Annotated in this window: 19 protein-coding genes; 14 read left to right on the top strand and 5 right to left on the bottom strand. The window is 59.7% G+C overall.

Going from position 1 to position 20,694, the window contains the following annotated elements; genetic code table 11:
* Positions 1-132: 132 nt before the first annotated feature.
* From ACYZTK_RS16935 to ACYZTK_RS16915, 5 genes are all read left to right on the top strand, one after another.
* Complete coding sequence (locus tag ACYZTK_RS16935) at positions 133-1,488, top strand: M16 family metallopeptidase (RefSeq protein WP_462010936.1); 1,356 nt, start codon at positions 133-135, stop codon at positions 1,486-1,488.
* Positions 1,481-2,971 (top strand): M16 family metallopeptidase, encoded by a 1,491-nt coding sequence (locus ACYZTK_RS16930; protein ID WP_462010935.1) that lies wholly within the window; start codon positions 1,481-1,483, stop codon positions 2,969-2,971. Before ACYZTK_RS16935 ends, ACYZTK_RS16930 begins: the two co-directional genes overlap by 8 nt.
* Positions 2,971-3,585 (top strand): 16S rRNA (guanine(966)-N(2))-methyltransferase RsmD, encoded by a 615-nt coding sequence (gene rsmD / locus ACYZTK_RS16925; protein ID WP_462010934.1) that lies wholly within the window; start codon positions 2,971-2,973, stop codon positions 3,583-3,585. Before ACYZTK_RS16930 ends, rsmD begins: the two co-directional genes overlap by 1 nt.
* Positions 3,586-3,680: 95 nt before the next feature.
* On the top strand, positions 3,681-4,907 hold the full coding sequence (locus ACYZTK_RS16920) for a M16 family metallopeptidase (protein ID WP_462010933.1): 1,227 nt from the start codon (positions 3,681-3,683) through the stop codon (positions 4,905-4,907).
* Positions 4,908-5,023: 116 nt separating this feature from the next.
* Complete coding sequence (locus tag ACYZTK_RS16915; RefSeq protein ID WP_462014919.1) at positions 5,024-6,007, top strand: hydrolase; 984 nt, start codon at positions 5,024-5,026, stop codon at positions 6,005-6,007.
* A 154-nt stretch (positions 6,008-6,161) separates the two neighbouring features.
* On the opposite strand, the gene ACYZTK_RS16910 is transcribed toward ACYZTK_RS16915, so the two are convergent.
* Together ACYZTK_RS16910 and ACYZTK_RS16905 are read right to left on the bottom strand one after the other, a co-directional pair.
* A complete protein-coding gene (locus tag ACYZTK_RS16910; protein WP_462010932.1) occupies positions 6,162-7,016 on the bottom strand; it encodes a sulfurtransferase in 855 nt (284 codons plus the stop codon).
* A 15-nt stretch (positions 7,017-7,031) separates the two neighbouring features.
* Positions 7,032-7,721 carry a TetR/AcrR family transcriptional regulator gene (locus ACYZTK_RS16905; protein WP_462010931.1) on the bottom strand — a complete coding sequence of 230 codons (690 nt, stop codon included), beginning with the start codon at positions 7,719-7,721 and terminating at the stop codon, positions 7,032-7,034.
* A gap of 149 nt (positions 7,722-7,870) precedes the next feature.
* Here ACYZTK_RS16905 and ACYZTK_RS16900 point away from each other — a divergent pair, with 149 nt between their 5' ends.
* The 5 genes from ACYZTK_RS16900 (at position 7,871) to ACYZTK_RS16880 (ending at position 12,668) form a co-directional block, all read left to right on the top strand.
* Positions 7,871-9,301 carry a coniferyl aldehyde dehydrogenase gene (locus ACYZTK_RS16900; RefSeq protein WP_462010930.1) on the top strand — a complete coding sequence of 477 codons (1,431 nt, stop codon included), beginning with the start codon at positions 7,871-7,873 and terminating at the stop codon, positions 9,299-9,301.
* A gap of 25 nt (positions 9,302-9,326) precedes the next feature.
* Positions 9,327-9,872, top strand: a complete 546-nt coding sequence (locus ACYZTK_RS16895; RefSeq protein ID WP_462010929.1) for a twin-arginine translocation pathway signal protein — start codon at positions 9,327-9,329, stop codon at positions 9,870-9,872.
* A 186-nt stretch (positions 9,873-10,058) separates the two neighbouring features.
* Positions 10,059-11,654, top strand: a complete 1,596-nt coding sequence (locus tag ACYZTK_RS16890; RefSeq protein WP_462010928.1) for a GMC family oxidoreductase — start codon at positions 10,059-10,061, stop codon at positions 11,652-11,654.
* Between the two features lie 115 nt (positions 11,655-11,769).
* The gene (gene coaD, locus ACYZTK_RS16885) at positions 11,770-12,249 is read left to right on the top strand and encodes a pantetheine-phosphate adenylyltransferase (protein ID WP_140664250.1); all 480 of its coding nucleotides are present in this window, start codon (positions 11,770-11,772) and stop codon (positions 12,247-12,249) included.
* Between the two features lie 167 nt (positions 12,250-12,416).
* On the top strand, positions 12,417-12,668 hold the full coding sequence (locus tag ACYZTK_RS16880) for a YfhL family 4Fe-4S dicluster ferredoxin (RefSeq protein WP_028621174.1): 252 nt from the start codon (positions 12,417-12,419) through the stop codon (positions 12,666-12,668).
* Between the two features lie 151 nt (positions 12,669-12,819).
* Here the strand turns inward: ACYZTK_RS16880 and ACYZTK_RS16875 are convergent, their stop codons facing one another.
* Genes ACYZTK_RS16875 through ACYZTK_RS16865 form a run of 3 tightly spaced genes read right to left on the bottom strand, consistent with a single transcriptional unit; the run spans position 12,820 to position 14,865 of the window.
* A complete protein-coding gene (locus ACYZTK_RS16875) occupies positions 12,820-13,143 on the bottom strand; it encodes a multidrug transporter (RefSeq protein ID WP_462010927.1) in 324 nt (107 codons plus the stop codon).
* Between the two features lie 52 nt (positions 13,144-13,195).
* Positions 13,196-14,008 (bottom strand): bifunctional DNA-formamidopyrimidine glycosylase/DNA-(apurinic or apyrimidinic site) lyase, encoded by an 813-nt coding sequence (gene mutM / locus ACYZTK_RS16870; protein WP_462010926.1) that lies wholly within the window; start codon positions 14,006-14,008, stop codon positions 13,196-13,198.
* Positions 14,009-14,049: 41 nt separating this feature from the next.
* A complete protein-coding gene (locus ACYZTK_RS16865) occupies positions 14,050-14,865 on the bottom strand; it encodes an HDOD domain-containing protein (protein ID WP_462014918.1) in 816 nt (271 codons plus the stop codon).
* A gap of 206 nt (positions 14,866-15,071) precedes the next feature.
* Between ACYZTK_RS16865 and ACYZTK_RS16860 the strand changes: the two genes are divergently transcribed.
* From ACYZTK_RS16860 to ilvD, 4 genes are all read left to right on the top strand, one after another.
* The gene (locus tag ACYZTK_RS16860; RefSeq protein WP_462010925.1) at positions 15,072-15,611 is read left to right on the top strand and encodes a type 1 glutamine amidotransferase domain-containing protein; all 540 of its coding nucleotides are present in this window, start codon (positions 15,072-15,074) and stop codon (positions 15,609-15,611) included.
* A 189-nt stretch (positions 15,612-15,800) separates the two neighbouring features.
* The gene (locus tag ACYZTK_RS16855) at positions 15,801-16,997 is read left to right on the top strand and encodes a class I SAM-dependent rRNA methyltransferase (RefSeq protein WP_462010923.1); all 1,197 of its coding nucleotides are present in this window, start codon (positions 15,801-15,803) and stop codon (positions 16,995-16,997) included.
* Positions 16,998-17,169: 172 nt separating this feature from the next.
* A complete protein-coding gene (locus tag ACYZTK_RS16850; RefSeq protein WP_462010922.1) occupies positions 17,170-18,369 on the top strand; it encodes an MFS transporter in 1,200 nt (399 codons plus the stop codon).
* A 375-nt stretch (positions 18,370-18,744) separates the two neighbouring features.
* A complete protein-coding gene (ilvD, locus tag ACYZTK_RS16845; RefSeq protein ID WP_462010921.1) occupies positions 18,745-20,586 on the top strand; it encodes a dihydroxy-acid dehydratase in 1,842 nt (613 codons plus the stop codon).
* Positions 20,587-20,694: the final 108 nt, after the last annotated feature.

Raw genomic sequence — 20,694 nt, 5'->3', positions numbered from 1 at the left:
ACGAACCCATACAACCTGATCAAGCATCAAGGCCTGATAGGCGTGGCCGCCGCTAAAACGGATCAGTATCCTAGCACCCTCTCGCCCGCCGACGCTAAGACCAAGCGGGCAGCTCAACAGGTTTAAAAACGAATGAATGCTCTTGCTCGCCGCGCTGCAGGCCTGCTGCTCAGCACAGTTTGTCTGCCACTTTCAGCCATGGCTGCCGATCCCCAACCTACCCATGAATTCACTCTGGACAACGGCCTGAAGGTCGTCGTGCGCGAAGACCATCGTGCGCCGGTGGTCGTTTCCCAGGTCTGGTACAAGGTCGGCTCCAGCTACGAGACCCCGGGGCAGACCGGCTTGTCCCACGCACTCGAACACATGATGTTCAAGGGCAGCGAAAAAGTCGGCCCAGGTGAAGCCTCGCTGATCCTGCGCGACCTGGGTGCCGAAGAGAATGCGTTCACCAGCGACGACTTCACCGCGTACTACCAGGTACTGGCCCGGGATCGCCTGGGCGTGGCCTTCGAGCTGGAAGCCGACCGCATGGCCAGCCTGCGTCTGCCGCCCGACGAATTTGCCCGCGAGATCGAAGTCATCAAGGAAGAGCGCCGCCTGCGCACGGATGACAAGCCGATGTCGAAAGCCTACGAACGCTTCAAGGCCATGGCTTACCCGGCCAGCGGCTATCACACGCCGACCATCGGCTGGATGGCTGACCTCGACCGCATGAAGGTCGAGGAGCTGCGGCACTGGTATCAGTCCTGGTATGTGCCGAACAACGCCACGCTGGTAGTGGTAGGCGACGTCACCCCCGACGAAGTCAAAACCCTGGCTCAGCGTTACTTCGGCCCAATCGCCAAGCGTGACGTGCCGTCAGCGAAAATACCGCTGGAACTGGCTGAACCCGGTGAACGGCAGATTACCCTGCATGTGCAGACTCAATTGCCGAGCCTGATGCTGGGCTTCAACGTGCCAAGTATCGCCACTGCCGAAGACAAGCGTTCGGTGAATGCCTTGCGCCTGATCTCGGCTCTGCTGGATGGTGGCTACAGCGGTCGTATCCCGACTCAACTGGAGCGCGGCGAAGAGCTGGTGTCCGGCGGTTCGTCGAGCTACGACGCCTACACCCGCGGCGACAGCCTGTTCACCTTGTCGGCAACACCCAACACCCAGAAAAACAAGACCATCACCCAGGCCGAAGCCGGTTTGTGGAAATTGCTCGACCAGCTGAAGACCACAGCGCCTACCGCTGAAGAACTGGAGCGGGTACGTGCCCAGGTCATCGCCGGCCTGGTCTACGAGCGCGACTCGATCACCAGCCAGGCCACCGCCATCGGCCAGCTGGAGACGGTAGGCCTGTCATGGAAGCTGATGGACACCGAACTCGCCGACCTCGAAAGCGTGACCCCGGAAGACATCCAGAAGGCCGCCAAGCTGTATTTCACCCGCGAACGTCTCAGCGTCGCCCATGTACTGCCAGAGGAGACGACTCATGAGTGAGCGTAATAAACCGCGCCTGGCGCTGATCGGCTTGATCGTCGTCGCCCTGATCGGCGCCGCAACTGTTTACCTGCTGCGCTCCGACGACTCGACGGCCAGCGAGGCTCTCGACAAGGCCAAGTCCAGCCAGAAGCTGCAATCCCTGGCCGAGCTGGACGGCAAGGCGCCGAGCCATCGCACGCTCAATGTGCAGACCTGGAACACCGCCGAAGGCGCCAAGGTACTGTTCGTCGAAGCCCGCGAGCTGCCGATGTTCGACCTGCGCCTGATTTTTGCCGCCGGCAGCAGCCAGGACGGCGACGCACCCGGCCTGGCCCTGCTGACCAACGCGATGCTCAACGAAGGCGTTGCAGGCAAGGACGTCGGTGCTATCGCCCAAGGCTTCGAAGGCCTGGGTGCAGACTTTGGCAATGGCGCATTCAAGGACATGGCTCTGGCCTCCCTGCGCAGCCTCAGCGCAGCGGATAAACGCGCTCCAGCCCTGGAGTTGTTTTCCGAGGTAGTGGGCAAACCGACCTTCCCTGCCGACTCCTTTGCACGCATCAAGAACCAGATGCTCGCCGGCTTCGAATATCAGAAGCAGAACCCCGGCAAACTCGCGGGCCTGGAGCTGATGACCCGGTTGTACGGCGATCACCCCTACGCGCATTCGAGCGACGGCACGGCGAAAACCGTTCCTGCCATTACCCTGGCGCAACTCAAGGCCTTCCACGAGAAAGCCTACGCGGCTGGCAACGTGGTGATTGCCCTGGTGGGCGATCTGTCCCGTGCCGATGCCGAGGCAATTGCCGCGCAGGTCTCCAGCGCCCTGCCGAAAGGCCCGGCACTGCCGAAAATCGCGCAGCCTGCAGAACCCAAGGCCAGCATCGGCCATATCGAGTTCCCGTCCAAGCAGACCAACCTGATGCTCGCGCAACTGGGCATCGACCGGGACGATCCGGACTATGCCGCGCTGTCCATGGGCAACCAGATCCTCGGCGGTGGTGGTTTTGGCACTCGCTTGATGACCGAAGTCCGCGAGAAACGCGGCTTGGCCTACGGTGTCTACTCCGGCTTCACGCCAATGCAGGCACGCGGCCCGTTCATGATCAACCTGCAGACCCGCGCCGAAATGAGCGAAGGCACGCTGAAGCTGGTCCAGGACGTCCTCGCCGACTACCTCAAGACCGGTCCGACGCAAAAAGAACTCGACGACGCCAAGCGCGAACTGGCCGGCAGCTTCCCGCTGTCGACTGCCAGCAACGCTGATATCGTCGGCCAGCTGGGCGCCATGGGGTTCTACAACCTGCCGCTGAGCTACCTGGACGACTTCATGCGCCAGTCGCAGAGCCTGACCGTCGAACAGGTCAAGGCTGCATTGAACAAACACCTGAGCACGGACAAAATGGTCATCGTCAGCGCTGGCCCGACCGTGCCGCAAAAGCCGTTACCGGCCCCTACTGATAAACCTGCCGAGCAACCGCTCGGGGTTCCGGAGCATTAATGGCCAGTTCTCGTCCTAAAAAACCCGTTCACAATGTGCACAACGGCGTGAATCAATTGCGCATCATCGGCGGCGAATGGGGCAGCCGCAAGCTGAGCTTCCCCGATGCCCCAGGCCTGCGCCCAACGCCGGACCGGGTGCGTGAAACCCTGTTCAACTGGCTCGCGCCTTACGTCGCCGGGGCGAAAGTATTCGACCCCTTCGCCGGCAGCGGCGCGCTGTTCCTCGAAGCGCTATCCCGTGGTGCAGCCATGGGTCAGGCGTTGGACGCCAGCAACATCGCGGTATCGAGCATCAAGGAACATCTGGGCACGCTGCGCTGCACCACCGGCCAGATCCAGACGGCCGACGCCTTGCGCTACCTGGAAACCCAGACCGCTGTGGCCTACGACGTGGTGTTCCTCGACCCGCCGTTCAACCAGAATCTGCTGCCGACTGTTTGCACACTGCTTGAAGAGCGCCAGTGGCTCGCCGATGAGGCCTGGATCTACACCGAGAGCGAAAACGCCCCCTCGAGCCTTGGCCTGCCGGGCAACTGGCGCCTGCACCGCGAGCAGAAGTCCGGGCGAGTGTATTACGCGTTGTGGCAACGAAGTGCTGCAACTACCGTTTAAAACCGGTAATAGTTTTTGCCTGGCTCGAAGCAAGTTGTTTAGTCCATTGTGAACGCGCGAAATAACTCGCACGGACGCAAAGGACTGACAACGGAATGAACACATCAACTGCAACATCCTCCAGGCCTACTTACCAATTCACATTGGATAACGGCTTGAGAGTTATCGTACGCGAAGATCATCGCAGCCCCGATATCTGCTCTTCGTTGCTGTGGAACGTCGGGGCTAGCTATGAACTAGCCGATGAGCCTGATTTTAGCCATATCGTCATGAACGTTTTGGCCGATGACTTCGACCCGGCTTTTATAGAGGAGATGGGTGGCGAAGCAGCTGTCCTGTGCGGCGAAGACAACTCTTTCTTCTCGCTAAAATTGCCACGAGAGCACCTGAAAACAGCGCTTGAACTTCAGTCCGAAGCTTTTAAAGTCGAACCGTCGAACGAAGTATTCCAACGTCGGTTGGATGAGCGAATTAGCGACCGTGAAACTTTGTCATCTACGGACAGCTTTGACGACTTCACCACACCGGAACTGCAAGCATTGATACACCGGGGAACCAGCTACTACAAGCCTGCAGAAGGCACTATCGACCGACTGAAACGTGTGAGTCTGGAACAACTCCGCCAATGGGGTAATACGTGGTATGGACCTGAGAATGCAGTGCTTTCAGTCGCCGGCGATGTCACGCTTGAGGAAGTTAAGCGACTTGTACAACAAACTTTCGGCGATATAGAGAAGGGCAAGGTGCCGCACCGCCCCTTTACACACGGACCGGCAGAGCCGGGATATCGGCAGTTAACGCAGCATCTGGATATCACTGAGCCGATGCTGGTGATTAGCTTGAACGTACCGAGCGAGACTTCCCTTACAAAACTGCAGTCAGTAAGGGCACTGCAGGTCATGGATGCAGCTCCTCTGGATGCGGACTACCTCGGTGGAAACCTTTCATCCCCAGCCACTCGAATGCCTCGACTCAATCGCGGCGACACTGTCCTGACACTTGCATTCGGCTACATGAGTAGCGCAGAGGAAGCTGAAGCAGATTTCTGGGCTGCAGTGGAGAAGCTGAAAAACACACCGCTGACCACCACTGAACTCAACGTAGCAATAAAAGTAGCGTCTGATCAGGCACACGAACGCAACGACGACGTCATGGGGCAAGCAGAGAGCATCGCTGGCCTGGTTGCCAACGGACTTCCGTGGCAACTGATAGACCAGGAAATCGAGCAACTGGAAAGCGTATCACCTCAAGATATCCAGAATGCAGCCAAAACTTACCTGATACGTGAGCGGGCTACTGTTGGATATTTGTTACCCCGGTAGGCAAGGAGTTATCGGATCGATTGATGACGGCAAGGTGTATCGTAAGATCGTCAGCTAACCGATCAGAAAAGGTGCGCACGAGTTGCGCACCGCTACATTGAGATTTCATTGTGTCCCTGTCTCCATCACCCTTCATACCCGCCTTCGGCCTTGGCAACCCGCACCTGCAGACGTTGTGGGGACCGCTGTGGCGCAAAACCACCCATATTGAACGTGAGCGCGAACGCCTGTGGCTTGAGGACGGCGACTTTCTTGACCTCGACTGGCATGGCCCGCATAGCGCCAATGCACCCCTGGTGCTGGTACTACACGGGCTGACCGGGTCGTCGAACTCACCTTATGTCGCTGGCGTGCAAAAGGCGCTGGCGGATCAGGGCTGGGCCAGTGTTGCGCTGAACTGGCGCGGGTGTTCGGGGGAACCGAATCTGCTGCCACGCAGCTACCATTCCGGCGCCAGTGAAGACCTGGCCGAAGCTCTCAAACACCTGCGCGCCAAGCGGCCGCTGGCACCGCTGTATGCGGTCGGTTACTCCCTGGGCGGCAATGTGCTGCTCAAATACCTCGGGGAAACCGGTGATGACAGTGGGTTGCAGGGAGCGGTGGCGGTCTCGGTACCCTTTCGCCTCGATCAATGCGCGGATCGTATCGGCCAGGGATTTTCAAAGGTCTATCAGGCGCATTTCATGCGTGAGATGGTGGCCTACATCAGGAACAAGCAGCGCCAGTTCCAGCATGACGGGCGCGAGGATGGGCTGGCGTCCCTGGCGGCCCTGGGTTCGCTGGAAAACATGCGTACGTTCTGGGATTTCGATGGCCGGGTCACGGCACCGCTGCACGGCTACGTCGATGCCGAGGATTACTATCGCCGGGCGTCGAGCCGCTATTTCCTGGGGGCGATTCGTACGCCAACGTTGATGATCCAGGCGGCTGATGATCCATTTGTATTTCCTCATAGCCTGCCGCAGGCGGACGAGTTGTCGGAGTTCATCCAGTTTGAATTGCACGCGAAAGGCGGGCATGTCGGCTTTGTCGATGGCTCGTTCAGGCGACCGAGTTATTACCTTGAACGCCGAATCCCGGCATGGCTGGCCGCTCGATGAACCAATAGCGATACCCCTGTGGGAGCGGGCTTGCTCGCGAAGAGGCCTTCACATTCAGCATCCTGGCTAGCTGACACACCGCTTTCGCGAGCAAGCCCGCTCCCACAGGTTCTGTGGTTTAGTCAGCTTTGTGGTCGACCCTGAGGTTTTGTGCTTATTCGCCTTTGGCGACGCCCCGCGCAGGATCATTGATCCACTCGCTCCACGACCCCGCATACAACGCCCCAAGCGGATAACCCGCCAGGCACAAGGCGAACAGGTTGTGGCACGCGGTCACGCCCGACCCGCAATACGCCACCAGCTCCTCCGGCGAGCGATCAGCGAGCTTCGCGGCAAAGCGCTGCTTGAGTTGGTCGGCCGGCAAGAAGCGCCCGTCGCTGCCCAGGTTATCGGTGAAGGCCGCACACTGGGCCCCGGGAATGTGTCCGGCCACCGGATCGATAGGCTCCACTTCACCTTTGAAACGCGGCAAGGCGCGGGCGTCGAGCAAGGTCAGCGCCGGCTGCTCGAGACGCTGCTGCAACTGTTCGGCGCTCAACACCAGCGCGTCATCCGGGTTACCGCTGAAAGTGCCACGTTCGTGGCCGGGAGCATCCAGGCTCAGCGGCAGACCCGCCGCGTGCCAGGCCTTGAGTCCGCCATCCAGAATGAATACGCCATCGCGCTTGCCGAGCCAGGCCAGCAACCACCAGGCACGTGCGGCGAAAGCGCCGGGGCCGTCGTCATACAGCACCACTTCGCTGTCGGCGTCGATGCCCCAGGCCTGCAGGCGTTCGATCAGCTCTTCGGGTTGGGGCAACGGATGCCGCCCGGTGACTCCCCGGTTCACCGCACCACTCAAATCCCGCTCAAGATCGGCGAAGCTCGACCCGGCGATGTGGCCTTCTGCATAACTGCGCTGGCCATAATCCGGGTCTTCCAGGGCAAAACGACAATCGAGGATCACCAGCCCCGGCTGATCCTTCTTCAGGTCCAACGCTTGTGGGCTGATCAACTGCGCAATAGGCATAACGGGCTCCCGTGATTAAAGCGGTTGTGATTCCTCGTGCGCTTCTTCAAGCGCCTGACCCAGAGGCACATAAAATTCTTCGTACAACGCATCGACTGCTTCGCGCGCCTGATCGGTGACGAAACCGGCTTCGAGCACCAGCACCTGGTAGACCCCGCGCTTGATAGCCTGCTCACTCAGGTGATTGGAATTTTCCCGCGTGGTGCACAGAAAGCGCACCCAGGAAGTCAGGATGATCCAGGCATTGAGCGTCAGGGACTCGATCTGCACCTTGTCCATCCGCAGGATGCCGGCGTCGACGAAGCCCGCGTAGATGTGCGTGCCATAAATCAGGCAGCGCTGAGAAAACCGCCGGTAGCGCGCCGCCAGTTCCGGATCGCTGTCGAGCAGGTGTTCGAGATCGCGGTGCAGAAACCGGTATCGCCACATCGCTGCCAGCAATTCCTTGAGGTAGAAACGCTTGTCTTCAACCGTCGATGCTCGGCCTTGGGGCGGGCGCAGGAAGCTGTCCACCAGGCTTTCGTACTCACTGAACAGCACGGCGATAATCGCCTGCTTGTTAGGGAAGTGGTAGTACAGGTTGCCCGGGGAAATTTCCATGTGGGCGGCGATGTGGTTGGTGCTGATGCTGCGTTCGCCTTGCTGATTGAACAGCTCGAGGCTGTTTTGCACGATGCGCTCGCTGGTTTTTATTCGAGGGGCCATGGCTTGAGCTTTAATTCAGAAGTGCGATGAAGAGCATCTTACGGCCTATCCGTAACCGGATAAAACAAAGCTGCACCAGGATGTCATTTGACTTTATAGAGCATAGACTCTAAAAAGTTATGCAGTAAAATAAAAATCCGGAGCTGACCATGACCGCTGACATCGCCTACCTGCAAAATCTGCAGCAGCCGCTGGATGAATTACGGAGCTTGTTTGATGCTCAGCGCGCTGCGTACGCGGCCAACCCGATGCCACCTGCGGCTCAGCGCCAGCAATGGTTAAAAGCATTACGCGATCTGCTCAGCCATGAGCGCCAGGCCCTGATCGACGCGATCAGCACGGACTTCAGCCATCGCAGCGCCGATGAAACCCTGCTCGCCGAACTGATGCCCAGCCTGCATGGCATCCACTACGCCAGCCAGCACCTCAAAGGCTGGATGAAACCTTCGCGGCGCAAGGTCGGCGTCGCGTTCCAGCCCGCGTCCGCCAAGGTCGTGTACCAGCCATTGGGTGTGGTTGGCGTTATCGTGCCGTGGAACTACCCGCTATACCTGGCCATCGGGCCGCTGGTCGGTGCACTCTCGGCAGGTAATCGGGTGATGCTCAAGCTCAGCGAATCCACCCCTGCCACCGGGTTGTTGCTCAAGGAACTGCTGGGGCGAATCTTTCCCCAGGATCTGGTCTGCGTGATGCTGGGTGAAGCCGATATCGGCGTGGCGTTTTCCCGCCTGCGTTTTGACCACCTGCTATTCACCGGCGCCACCAGCATCGGCAAGCACGTGATGCGCGCGGCAGCAGAGAACCTGACTCCAGTCACCCTGGAACTGGGCGGCAAGTCTCCTGCGATCGTCTCCCATGACGTACCGCTCAAAGACGCAGCGGAGCGCATCGCGTTCGGCAAGACACTCAACGCCGGGCAAACCTGCGTGGCGCCGGACTACGTGCTGGTGCCGGAAGACCGGGTTGGAGGTTTCGTCGAAGCTTATCGTCAGGCCGTTCGCGGGTTTTATCCGACGCTGGCGGACAACCCGGACTACACCGCCATCATCAATGACCGGCAACTGGCGCGTCTCAACGGCTACATCAGTGACGCCACCAGCAAGGGCGCGCTGCTGATTCCGCTGTTCGAACAGGGCCAGGGCCGCCGCATGAGCCATAGTCTGCTGCTCAACGTCAGCGATGACATGACGGTGATGCAGGACGAAATCTTCGGCCCGGTGCTGCCGATCGTGCCCTACAAAGATCTTGACCAGGCATTTGCCTACATCAACCAGCGCCCTCGCCCACTGGCGCTGTATTACTTCGGCTACAACAAACGTGAACAGCAACGTGTGCTTCAGGAAACCCATTCCGGCGGGGTCTGCCTTAACGACACCTTGCTGCACGTCGCTCAGGACGACATGCCTTTTGGTGGCATCGGCGCATCGGGCATGGGCCATTACCACGGCCACGAAGGTTTTCTGACCTTTAGCAAAGCCAAGGGTGTGCTGATCAAGCAGCGTTTTAATGCGGCAAAACTGATTTACCCGCCCTATGGCAAGGCCATCCAGAAGCTGATTCAGAAACTGTTCATTCGCTAATCAACGTCGCCGGGTAATAACAATAATGAGCCCCAGCCTGTCCGATACACCCGCACTGTCACGCCGCGGCCTGCTGAAGTTCAGCGTTGGCGCCACTGCTTTCCTGGCCACGGCCGGACTGGGCGTGAGCCTCAGTGGCTGTTCCTCATCCAACCCGGCGAGTGGTTTCGCGACCCTGCGTCGGGGCGACCTGTTGTTCTTGCGGGCACTGATCCCGGTCATGCTCGACGGCGCAGTGGCTACCGACAAAATGCCCCTGGCGGTGGATAACACCCTGAAGAATCTGGATAACAGCCTCAATCATCTGTCGCCGGAAATGCTCAAGCTGACTCAGCAATTGTTCGATGTACTCGGCTTGACCGTCACTCGCGGGCCGCTGACCGGGGTCTGGGGGAGCTGGGAGAATGCCAGCGGTGATGCGATTCGGCGGTTCCTCGAGCGCTGGGAAAACAGTTCGCTGAGTTTGCTGCGCATGGGGCATAGCTCGTTGCTGCAGTTGGTGATGATGGCTTGGTATGGCCGGCAGGAGTCTTGGGCACATTGCGGGTATCCGGGGCCGCCTTCGGTTTGAGACCGAGGCGACGCCATCGCGGGCAAGCCTTGCTCCCACAAAGCCTTGCTCCCACAGAGCCTTGCTCCCACAGGATCAAGTTGGAATTAAGTTCTGTGGAAGCCACAAAACCTGTGGGAGCAAGGCTTGCCCGCGATGGGGCCAGTAGCTTCACCACAAAACCAAAACAATAACGAGAACCAGAACATGCCCGTACCCGATCCGTTCCGCGAAGGCCTGGCCCGTGGCTGGAAAACCTACAACGGTTCGCAACTGACCCAGGACCTGACCCTGGAAGCCGACGTAGCGATCATCGGCAGCGGCGCTGGGGGCGGCACCACTGCGGAAATTCTCAGCGCCGCCGGATACAAGGTGTTGCTGATCGAAGAAGGCCCGCTCAAGACCAGCAGCGATTTCAAGATGCTCGAAGACCAGGCCTACACCAGCCTGTATCAGGAAGGCATCGGCCGCATGAGCAAGGATGGCGCCATCACCATTCTGCAAGGTCGCGCAGTCGGCGGCACCACGCTGATCAACTGGACATCGAGTTTCCGCACCCCGACCCCAACGCTTGAACACTGGGCCCAGGAGCACGGCGTCAAAGGCCATAGCGCCGTCGACATGGCGCCCTGGTTCGAAAAAATGGAGCAGCGCCTGGGCGTTGCCCCATGGATGGTGCCGCCCAACGCTAACAACGACGTGATCCGCAAAGGCTGCGAGAAACTTGGCTATAGCTGGCATGTGATTCCGCGCAATGTGCGCGGCTGCTGGAACCTGGGCTATTGCGGCATGGGCTGCCCAACCAACGCCAAGCAGTCGATGCTGGTGACGACCATCCCCGCGACTCTGGAAAAAGGCGGAGAATTGCTTTATCTGGCCCGCGCCGAACAGCTCATGATCAAGAACGGCAAGGTCACGGGCCTGAGTTGCGTTGCGATGGATGAGCGCTGCGTGGCGCCCACCGGCCAGAAAATCACGGTCAAGGCGCGGCATTACGTACTCGCGGGCGGCGGAATCAACAGCCCGGCGCTGTTGCTGCGCTCAGACGCCCCCGATCCGCATGAACGGCTGGGCAAACGCACCTTCCTGCACCTGGTCAACATGTCTGCGGGCCTCTTTGATGAGGTGATCAACCCGTTCTACGGAGCGCCGCAGTCTATTTACTCCGACCATTTCCAGTGGCAGGACGGCGCCACCGGCAAGATGGCCTACAAACTGGAGGTGCCGCCGCTGCATCCCGCTCTCGCCTCCACCCTGCTCGGCGGGTTTGGCGAAGAAAACGCCCGGCACATGGAAAATCTGCCGCACACCCACGCCATGCTGGCGCTGCTACGGGATGGCTTCCACCCGGACAGCCCGGGTGGCAGTGTCGAATTGCGCGGTGACGACACGCCTGTGCTCGACTATCAGGTCTCCGCCTATGCCTGGGACGGCCTGCGCCGGGCGTTCCACAGCATGGCCGAAATCCAGTTTGCCGGCGGTGCCAAGGCGGTGATGCCGATGCACGCCGATGCTCGATATGTAAAAAATCTGGCCGAAGCGCGCACGTTGATCGATGGTTTAAGCTTGGAGCTGTATCGCACGCGCTTGGGCAGTGCCCATGTGATGGGCGGTTGCGCCATGGGTGAAGACCCGAAAAATGCCGTGACCGACAGCCTCGGCCGTCACCACCAGATCAGCAACCTGTCGATCCACGACGGTTCATTATTCCCCACCAGCATTGGCGCAAACCCGCAATTGTCGGTGTACGGGCTGACCGCACAATTGGCCACCGCTCTCGCTGAACGTTTAAAAAACCCGTGAAAAGGTGGAATATTCTCATCGTCTATAGTGCTTTCTTACACAACAGGCGACTTTCCCGACCGGGAAGGCTGCGATACCATCCGACTCCCCAACGGACTCCCGCCAGGACGACGCGATGAACCGAGTGTTGTACCCAGGTACCTTCGACCCTATTACCAAGGGCCATGGCGATCTGGTCGAACGCGCCGCGCGCCTGTTCGATCACGTGATCATTGCCGTCGCCGCCAGCCCGAAGAAAAACCCCTTGTTTCCCCTGGAACAACGGGTGGAGCTGGCTCGCGAGGTCACCAAACATCTGCCGAACGTGGAAGTGGTCGGTTTTTCGACGCTGTTGGCGCATTTCGCCAAAGAGAAAGACGCCAATGTCTTTCTCCGCGGATTGCGCGCAGTGTCGGACTTCGAATACGAATTTCAGCTGGCTAACATGAACCGTCAGTTGGCCCCGGATGTGGAAAGCCTGTTCCTGACGCCATCCGAGCGCTATTCGTTTATCTCCTCGACGCTGGTCCGTGAAATTGCGGCCTTGGGCGGTGATATCACCAAGTTCGTGCACCCTGCGGTAGCGGATGCGCTGACCGAACGCTTCAAGAAGTAAAACCTGTAGGAGCCAGCCTGCTGGCGATTTAACGATGACGAGACTGCGTGGGTAAACCTGGCTCTCTCCCGTCCATCGCAAGCAAGCTGGCTCCTACAGCGCCAATACGGCACAATTGCGCGCATTGGTTTATAGCGCCCGGGTCTTCCACCCTGGCTGGAGTTAGCATGTCCCTGATCATCACCGACGATTGCATCAATTGCGACGTCTGCGAACCCGAGTGCCCGAACGCCGCCATTTCCCAAGGCGAAGAGATCTATGTGATTGATCCCAACCTGTGCACGCAGTGCGTCGGCCACTACGACGAACCGCAGTGCCAGCAAGTGTGTCCGGTGGATTGCATTCCGCTGGATGAAGCGCATCCGGAGACTGAAGAACAGTTGATGGCGAAGTATCGGGTGATTACCGGTAAGGTTTGATTTTTTAGTGTATGGGCTGGCCTCATCGCGAGCAGGCTCACTCCTACAGGGGATATGTGTGGCAATCAGATTGGCTGACCACAGGAAATCCATTGTAGGAGTGAGCCTGCTCGCGATGAGGCCCTCAGCTCCACCAAGAATGTAACTGCCTTCACTCCCGCTGCTCAAACCCCTCCCCAATACACCCCAGACACCGCACAAACGCCGCCCTCGCCGGATCCACCACCAGCGCTTGCCCCGCATCACCAATGCCCCCACCCAACGCGGTAAACGGTAGCGACACCACAAACGCCCCGACCCCGATCACTGTCGCCACCACCAGCAAAGGCCGGGCGATCAGCAGGTCGCCAAGCATCGCGTAGGCTGGGGGATTCTGGATGCTGTAGCGCGGGTCGCCGCTGCCGTTGCTGGCTGCCAGCACCGGCGCAGTGGTGCTCAGCAGCAACACGATGACAAGGGTTCGAAACGAATTCATGGCACGGTCCTTCGGCTAGGCAGTGAACTCTGACTATAGCCCGTCGAACCTGTCAGCTTTGACAACGAGGGCAAAAGACGCTGGCGCGCTGCCCCAGCTTCACTTCCCGCAACCCGGTCCCACAGACCTTGCAGTGCTCGCCGCCGCGGCCATAAACGAACAATTCCTGCTGGAAATAGCCAGGCTGGCCGTCCCCGCCGATAAAGTCGCGCAGAGTGGTGCCGCCGCGCTCGATGGCGTGGATCAGGATGCGCTTGATCTCGATCGCCAGTTTCAAGTAACGCGCCCGGGAAATGCTCTTGGCCTCGCGCCGCGGATCGATGCCGGCAGCGAACAATGCTTCCGTTGCATAGATATTGCCCACCCCCACCACTACCGCGTTGTCCATGATGAACGGCTTGACCGCCATGGAACGCCCGCGGGATTGTTGAAACAGGCGCTCGCCGTCGAACAGCTCGGTCAGCGGCTCCGGCCCCAGGCGAATCAGCAGTTCGTGATTGAGCGGGTCCAGGCTCCAGAGCATGGCCCCGAATCGGCGCGGGTCGGTGTAACGCAGAGCCAGGCCCGACTCCAGTTCGATGTCCACGTGTTCATGCTTGGCCGCTGGCGTGCCGATCTCCACCAGGCGCAAATTGCCGGACATGCCCAAGTGGCTGATCAAGGTGCCAACTTCGGCGTTGATCAGCAGATACTTGGCGCGCCGCTCCACCAGCACGATGCGTTGCCCCGATAGCCGCACGTCCAGATCCTCCGGGATCGGCCAGCGCAACCGCCGTTCACGCACGATCACCCGGCTGACGCGCTGACCTTCCAGGTGCGGCGCGATCCCGCGGCGAGTGGTTTCAACTTCTGGCAGTTCAGGCATGGCACGCTCGAATCAGGACTGGATCAGAGAAGAATCAACAATCAGCGATGATTGCCAAGGTCGCGAATCATTTGCTTGAGGGTCTCGAAGTCGTAGTCCGAGAGGCCGACATAATCGAGTACCAGATGGCTGATGCTGTTCCATTCGTGGTCAATTTTCTGGTTGCCCAACACCCGATACGACGCACAGATATGCTCGGCCATCTTCAGGATCGCCAGCAGGTTCTTCAACTGGCTGTTGCGTGACGACTCATCGCTGAAGATCGCCAGGGCATTGTGATGGTTGGCGATCGCGTGGGATACGTGCTCCGGCAGTCGCCAGGACTTGGCCGTGTAATAGCCGACCACCGCATGGTTGGTGTTGAAACGGCTGTTCTCCGTATCGACCACTCGGCATTCCGCGCTGGCGTTGGCGTAGGCCTCCTCCAGCACATTCATGTAGTCGGGGAAACGCTGCAGCATCAGCGGCACGCCGCAGTCATGGAACAGGCCCAAGGCGTAGGCTTCGTCGCCGGCCTGGCCGCCGATGCGCTTGGCCAGGGTAAGGCAGGTCATCGCCACGTCCTGGGCGGTGTCCCAGAAACGGTTCAAGGTGACGATGGTGTCATCGTTCATCTCGCCCTTGATCGACATCGCATTGATCAGGTTGATGACCGAACGACTGCCGAGCAGATTCACCGCGCGCTGGATCGAGGCGATCTTGTTGCTCAGGCCGTAGTACGGCGAGTTGACGATTTTCAACAGCGAACCGGACAGGCCGGGGTCCTGGGAGATCAGCTTGGCGATCACTTCCAGATCCGGGTCAGGCATGTACTGCTCCATCTGCAAATCCACCATGATCTGCGGCTGGGCCGGCACGCTAATGCCTTGCAGGGTCTGTTGAATCTGTTCGGTGGTCAGCTCTTGGGACATAAGTACACGCTCTGGGACAGGCGGCGATTCTACCCTTTCTGAAGTTGGATCCGACACACCAGCGGGCACATCGCAGGAACTTTCATCCGCGCCCCGGCTTCGGACTGAGTAATGCCCACCGGCAAACACTTACTCATATCTGGAGCGCAATCATGACCAATTCCTTGAGCGGCAAGCGCATCGCAATTCTTGTAACCGATGGTTTCGAACAGGTCGAGCTCACCGGGCCGAAACAGGCGCTGGAGGAAGCCGGCGCCCAGGTCGATATCCTTTCGGCCGAGGAAGGTCAGGTCAAAGGCTGGAATCACGACAAACCCGCAGACGACTTCAAGGTCGACGGTACTTTCAAGGCCTCCAGCGTCGATCATTACGACGCCGTGGTCCTGCCGGGCGGCGTGCAGAACTCCGACACCATCCGCATCGACCAGGATGCCCAGCATCTGGTAAAGACCGGAACCTCGGCCGGCAAGCCGATCGCCGTGATCTGCCATGGCGGCTGGCTGCTGGTGTCTGCCGGGCTGGTCAACGGCAAGACCATGACCAGCTACAAGACCCTCAAGGATGACCTGGTGAATGCCGGGGCCAATTGGGTCGACAAGGAAGTGGTCAGGGATGGCAACCTGATCAGCAGCCGCCAGCCGGATGATATTCCGGCGTTTAATCGGGAGTTGATTAGCGCGCTTTCTGAGTAAGATTCAAAATTGCTATCGCGAGCAGGCTCACTCCTACAGGGTTCGGCGTCTAACGCAAATCATGCGTACACAGCAGATCCCCTGTAGGAGTGAGCCTGCTCGCGATGGCGTCATCAGCGTTTCATCGCCCCCAAGCCCGCCGCTGACCCCAACACGCTATACTCCCGCTCTTTTTTCCGGAGCGACGTCATGTCCCTGCCTAGCCTGCGCCTCAAAGCCAACGCCGACCGTCGCCTGCGAAACGGCCACCTATGGGTCTACAGCAACGAAATCGACGTAGCCGCCACCCCTCTGCACGGCTTCAAGGCCGGCGACCAGGCGATTCTCGAAGCCGCCGGTGGCAAGCTGTTGGGCATCGTGGCCATGAGCCCGAACAACCTGATCTGCGCCCGCCTACTGTCGCGCGACATCAAGTTGCCGCTGGACAAGTCGCTGCTGGTGCACCGCATCAACGTCGCCCTGTCCCTGCGCGATCGCCTGTTCGACAAGCCGTTCTATCGCCTGGTCTACGGCGATTCCGACCTGCTGCCAGGTCTGGTAGTCGACCGCTTCGGCGACATCCTGGTGGTGCAGATCGCCTCGGCGACCATGGAAGCCCATAAGGAAGACGTAATCGCCGCGTTGACCCAAGTGCTCAAGCCAAGTGGCATCCTGTTCAAGAACGACTCCGCAGCTCGTGACGCCGAAGGCCTCAACCGCTACGTTGAAACCGTATTCGGCCTGGTGCCGGAGTGGGTTGCCCTGGAAGAGAACGGCGTGAAGTTCGAAGCGCCGGTCATTCAAGGCCAGAAAACCGGCTGGTTCTACGACCACCGCATGAACCGCGCACGCCTGGCGCCTTACGCCAAAGGCAAGCGTGTCCTCGACCTGTACAGCTACATCGGCGGTTGGGGCGTGCAAGCAGCTGCGTTCGGCGCCAGTGAAGTATTCTGCGTCGATGCTTCGGCCTTCGCCCTCGACGGCGTGGAGCGCAACGCCGCACTGAACGGCGTCGCCGAGAAAGTAACCTGCCTCGAAGGCGATGTGTTTGATGCCCTGAAAGAGCTGAAAGCCAGCGAAGAACGTTTCGACGTGATCGTGGCCGATCCTCCGGCGTTCATCAAGCGCAAGAAAGACATGAAAAATGGCGAAGGCGCCTACCGTCGCCTGAACGAGCAAGCCATGCGCCTGCTCACCAAGGACGGCATCCTGGTCAGCGCCTCGTGCTCGATGCACCTGCCGGAAGACGATCTGCAAAATATCCTGCTGACCAGTGCCCGCCACCTGGACCGCAACATCCAGATGCTGGAACGCGGCGGCCAGGGCCCGGATCATCCGGTGCATCCGGCGATTGCCGAGACGCGTTACATCAAGAGCATTACTTGCCGGTTGCTGCCGAACAGCTAACCATTCAAATCCTGTAGGAGCTGGCGATCTTATGATTGTCATGGCTGCGAAAAGATCGCAGCCTTCGGCAGCTCCTACAGAGGTTTCAGAAGCTTCCTACGCCCCTCTGCATTGACTTCCATCTTCATCAAGCCAACTCTCGACCTCCCCTCACGGACCGAGAGCGCTGTCGATGATCCCTGCCCCGCACTCTGCGAAAAAATCTTCGCTGATCCTGCTGTTGATGACCATGACGCTGTTGGGCGTTTTCCCGCTGGATGTCGTCCTGCCGTCCTTTCCTGCGCTGTCTGATTACTTCCAGACTTCAGCGTCGGACATTGCCCTGTCTGTCAGCCTGTTCGCCATTGGCCTCGGTGCATCCGTAGTGCTGGTGGGGCCGTTGTCGGATTTATGGGGACGCAGGCAACTTCTACTGGTTGGTATCGTTATCTCGATGATCGGTGCAGCGGGTTGCCTGATGACCCGCGACTACAGCTGGTTCCTGGTATTTCGCGTCGTCCAGGCAGTGGGCTGCGGCACCTTCGTGCTGTCCCAGGCTTTGATCCAGGATCTGTTCGTCGGCCGGGAGCAGGAGCGCATCAGAATCTGGATGACAACGGCAGCCGGCGTGTTCATTTCAATTTCGCCACTGCTCGGCACCTGGCTGCAAATGCATCTAGGCTGGGAGGGCAGCTTTTATGCATTTATTGCGCTGGCGCTCTTTGTCGGTATAAAGACTGGCGTGCTGCTCAAGGAAACCCCGCGCGTTCGCAACGCCGCGCCCGGGCGCTTTTTTGGCGCCTACTGGCGCCTGTGTTCCGACCCGCGCTTTATGGGCTACTGGCTGATTTCGGCATTGGCCTTTGCCTGCCACTTCTCGTTTATCGTCATCTCGCCGATCATCTTCATGGAACGCCTGGTGCTCACGCCCTACCAATTCGCGTGGGTAATGCTGTTGTACGGCGTTGCTTACATAGTTGGCGGGCTAATCGCCAGCACGCTGCATCGGCGCCTGCAGGCCAATACGCAGATTATCGTTGGCCTGGGGCTGATCGCCCTGTCGGGGTTGGTCATGTTGTGGCTGGCCAGGCAGTTCGGGCTCACTGCCGCAGCCGTGCTGATACCCATGCTGATTTGTACCGCCGGCACCACCATTGCCCGGCCGATCGCCAACTCCAAGGCCATGACCATCCACCCGCAGGATGCTGGCACGTCCTCCTCGGTCGGCGGGGTGATGATCTTCATGTGTGGCGGTGTGATCAGCGTGGTGATCAATCTTGCGTCCGAGGATCTGACCACGGCGCTAGCCTCGTGTTTCCTGGTCTTGAGCGCTGCGGGCATGGCCGTGAATGCGCTGATCACCCAGCACAATCCGGCATTGAACGTGAGCTGATATCGGAGCTGACAATGGAACCCTGTAGGAGCTGCCGCAGGCTGCGATCTTTTGATCTTTCTATGGCGCGGCCGGTGAAGATCAAAAGATCGCAGCCTGCGGCAGCTCCTACGCCAGATAGCGCTGTTTACGCTTCCGCACGTCTCGTAAGCGCTGTCTCAACACGTCCCACCATTCCCTCCCGCCGCCAGCCGTGTAGAATCGGCTGATTCATCGCCAGTCATCCCCCGGCGGGTTTATGAGCTCAAGCTGAAGCGCGCGGCGATCCCGCAAAGTTATCGGCAACTTCCGGACACACGGCCATTTCTGAGTGTTCCAGACGTCAATAGAAGCTCACTTCCCTTTTGATACCTGATTAGCCGCCCGGAGTGCTTCATGCCTGATTACCGCTCGAAAACATCCACCCATGGCCGCAACATGGCCGGCGCCCGCGCACTGTGGCGCGCAACGGGGATGAAAGATGACGACTTCAAAAAGCCGATCATCGCCATTTCCAACTCCTTCACCCAGTTCGTACCGGGCCACGTCCACCTCAAGGACCTGGGCCAACTGGTCGCCCGCGAGATCGAACGCGCCGGCGGAGTGGCAAAAGAATTCAACACCATCGCCGTGGATGACGGCATCGCCATGGGCCACGACGGCATGCTGTATTCGCTGCCGAGTCGCGAGATCATCGCCGACTCCGTCGAATACATGGTCAACGCCCACTGCGCCGACGCCATCGTCTGCATCTCCAACTGCGACAAGATCACCCCTGGCATGCTGATGGCCGCGCTGCGCCTGAACATCCCGGTGATCTTCGTTTCCGGCGGCCCTATGGAAGCCGGCAAGACCAAACTCGCTTCCCACGGCCTCGACCTGGTCGATGCCATGGTAATCGCCGCCGACTCCAGCGCTTCTGACGAGAAAGTCGCCGAGTACGAGCGCAGCGCCTGCCCGACTTGCGGTTCGTGCTCCGGCATGTTCACCGCCAACTCGATGAACTGCCTGGTTGAAGCCCTGGGCCTGGCATTGCCGGGCAACGGTTCGACCCTGGCGACCCACAGCGACCGCGAGCAGTTGTTCCTGCAGGCCGGCCGCACCATCGTCGAGCTGTGCAAGCGTTACTACCACGACAACGACGAGTCGGTTCTGCCGCGCAACATCGCCAACTTCAAGGCGTTCGAAAACGCCATGACGCTGGACATCGCCATGGGCGGTTCCACCAACACCATCCTGCACTTGCTGGCTGCCGCCCAGGAAGCCGAGATCGATTTCGACCTGCGCGACATCGACCGTCTGTCCCGTCACGTGCCGCAACTGTGCAAAGTCGCGCCGAACATCCAGAAGTACCATATGGAAGACGTGCACCGTGCCGGCGGGATCTTCAGCATCCTCGGCTCGCTGGCCCGCGGCGGCTTGCTGCACACCGACCTGCCGACCGTGCACAGCAAGACCCTCGCCGAAGGCATTGCCAAGTGGGACATCACCCAGACCGACGACGAAGCGGTGCATCACTTCTTCAAGGCCGGTCCAGCGGGCATTCCGACGCAAACCGCGTTCAGCCAGTCGACCCGCTATGAAACTCTCGACGATGATCGTGAAAACGGCTGCATCCGCAGCGTCGAACACGCCTACTCGAAAGAAGGCGGCCTGGCCGTTCTCTACGGCAACATCGCCGTGGACGGCTGCGTGGTGAAAACCGCCGGGGTCGACGAGTCGATCCACGTGTTCGAAGGCAACGCGAAGATCTTCGAAAGCCAGGACAGCGCCGTACGCGGCATCCTCGCCGACGAAGTGAAGGCCGGCGATATCGTGATCATCCGTTACGAAGGCCCGAAAGGCGGCCCGGGCATGCAGGAAATGCTGTACCCGACGTCGTACCTGAAATCCAAGGGCCTGGGCAAAGACTGCGCCCTGCTCACCGACGGTCGTTTCTCTGGCGGCACTTCGGGCTTGTCCATCGGCCACGCTTCGCCGGAAGCGGCAGCGGGTGGTGCGATTGGTCTGGTGCAGGACGGCGACAAGGTGCTGATCGACATTCCGAACCGCTCGATCAACCTGTTGATCAGCGACGAGGAACTGGCCGGGCGCCGTGCCGAGCAGGATCAGAAAGGCTGGAAACCGGTGGAAAAACGTCCACGCAAGGTGACCACGGCACTGAAGGCTTACGCTCTGTTGGCGACCAGCGCTGACAAGGGTGCTGTGCGTAACAAGGCGATGCTTGATGGGTTGTAATGCTTAACTGTTGAACAAAAAATGCCCCGCCATGTGCGGGGCATTTTGTTTACAGAGATCCCCTGTAGGAGCTGCCGCAGGCTGCGATCTTTTCCGGGTACCGCGCAG

The sequence above is a fragment of the Pseudomonas sp. LB3P31 genome (assembly GCF_054897945.1).
This window is presented reverse-complemented; position numbering and strand designations above follow the sequence as displayed.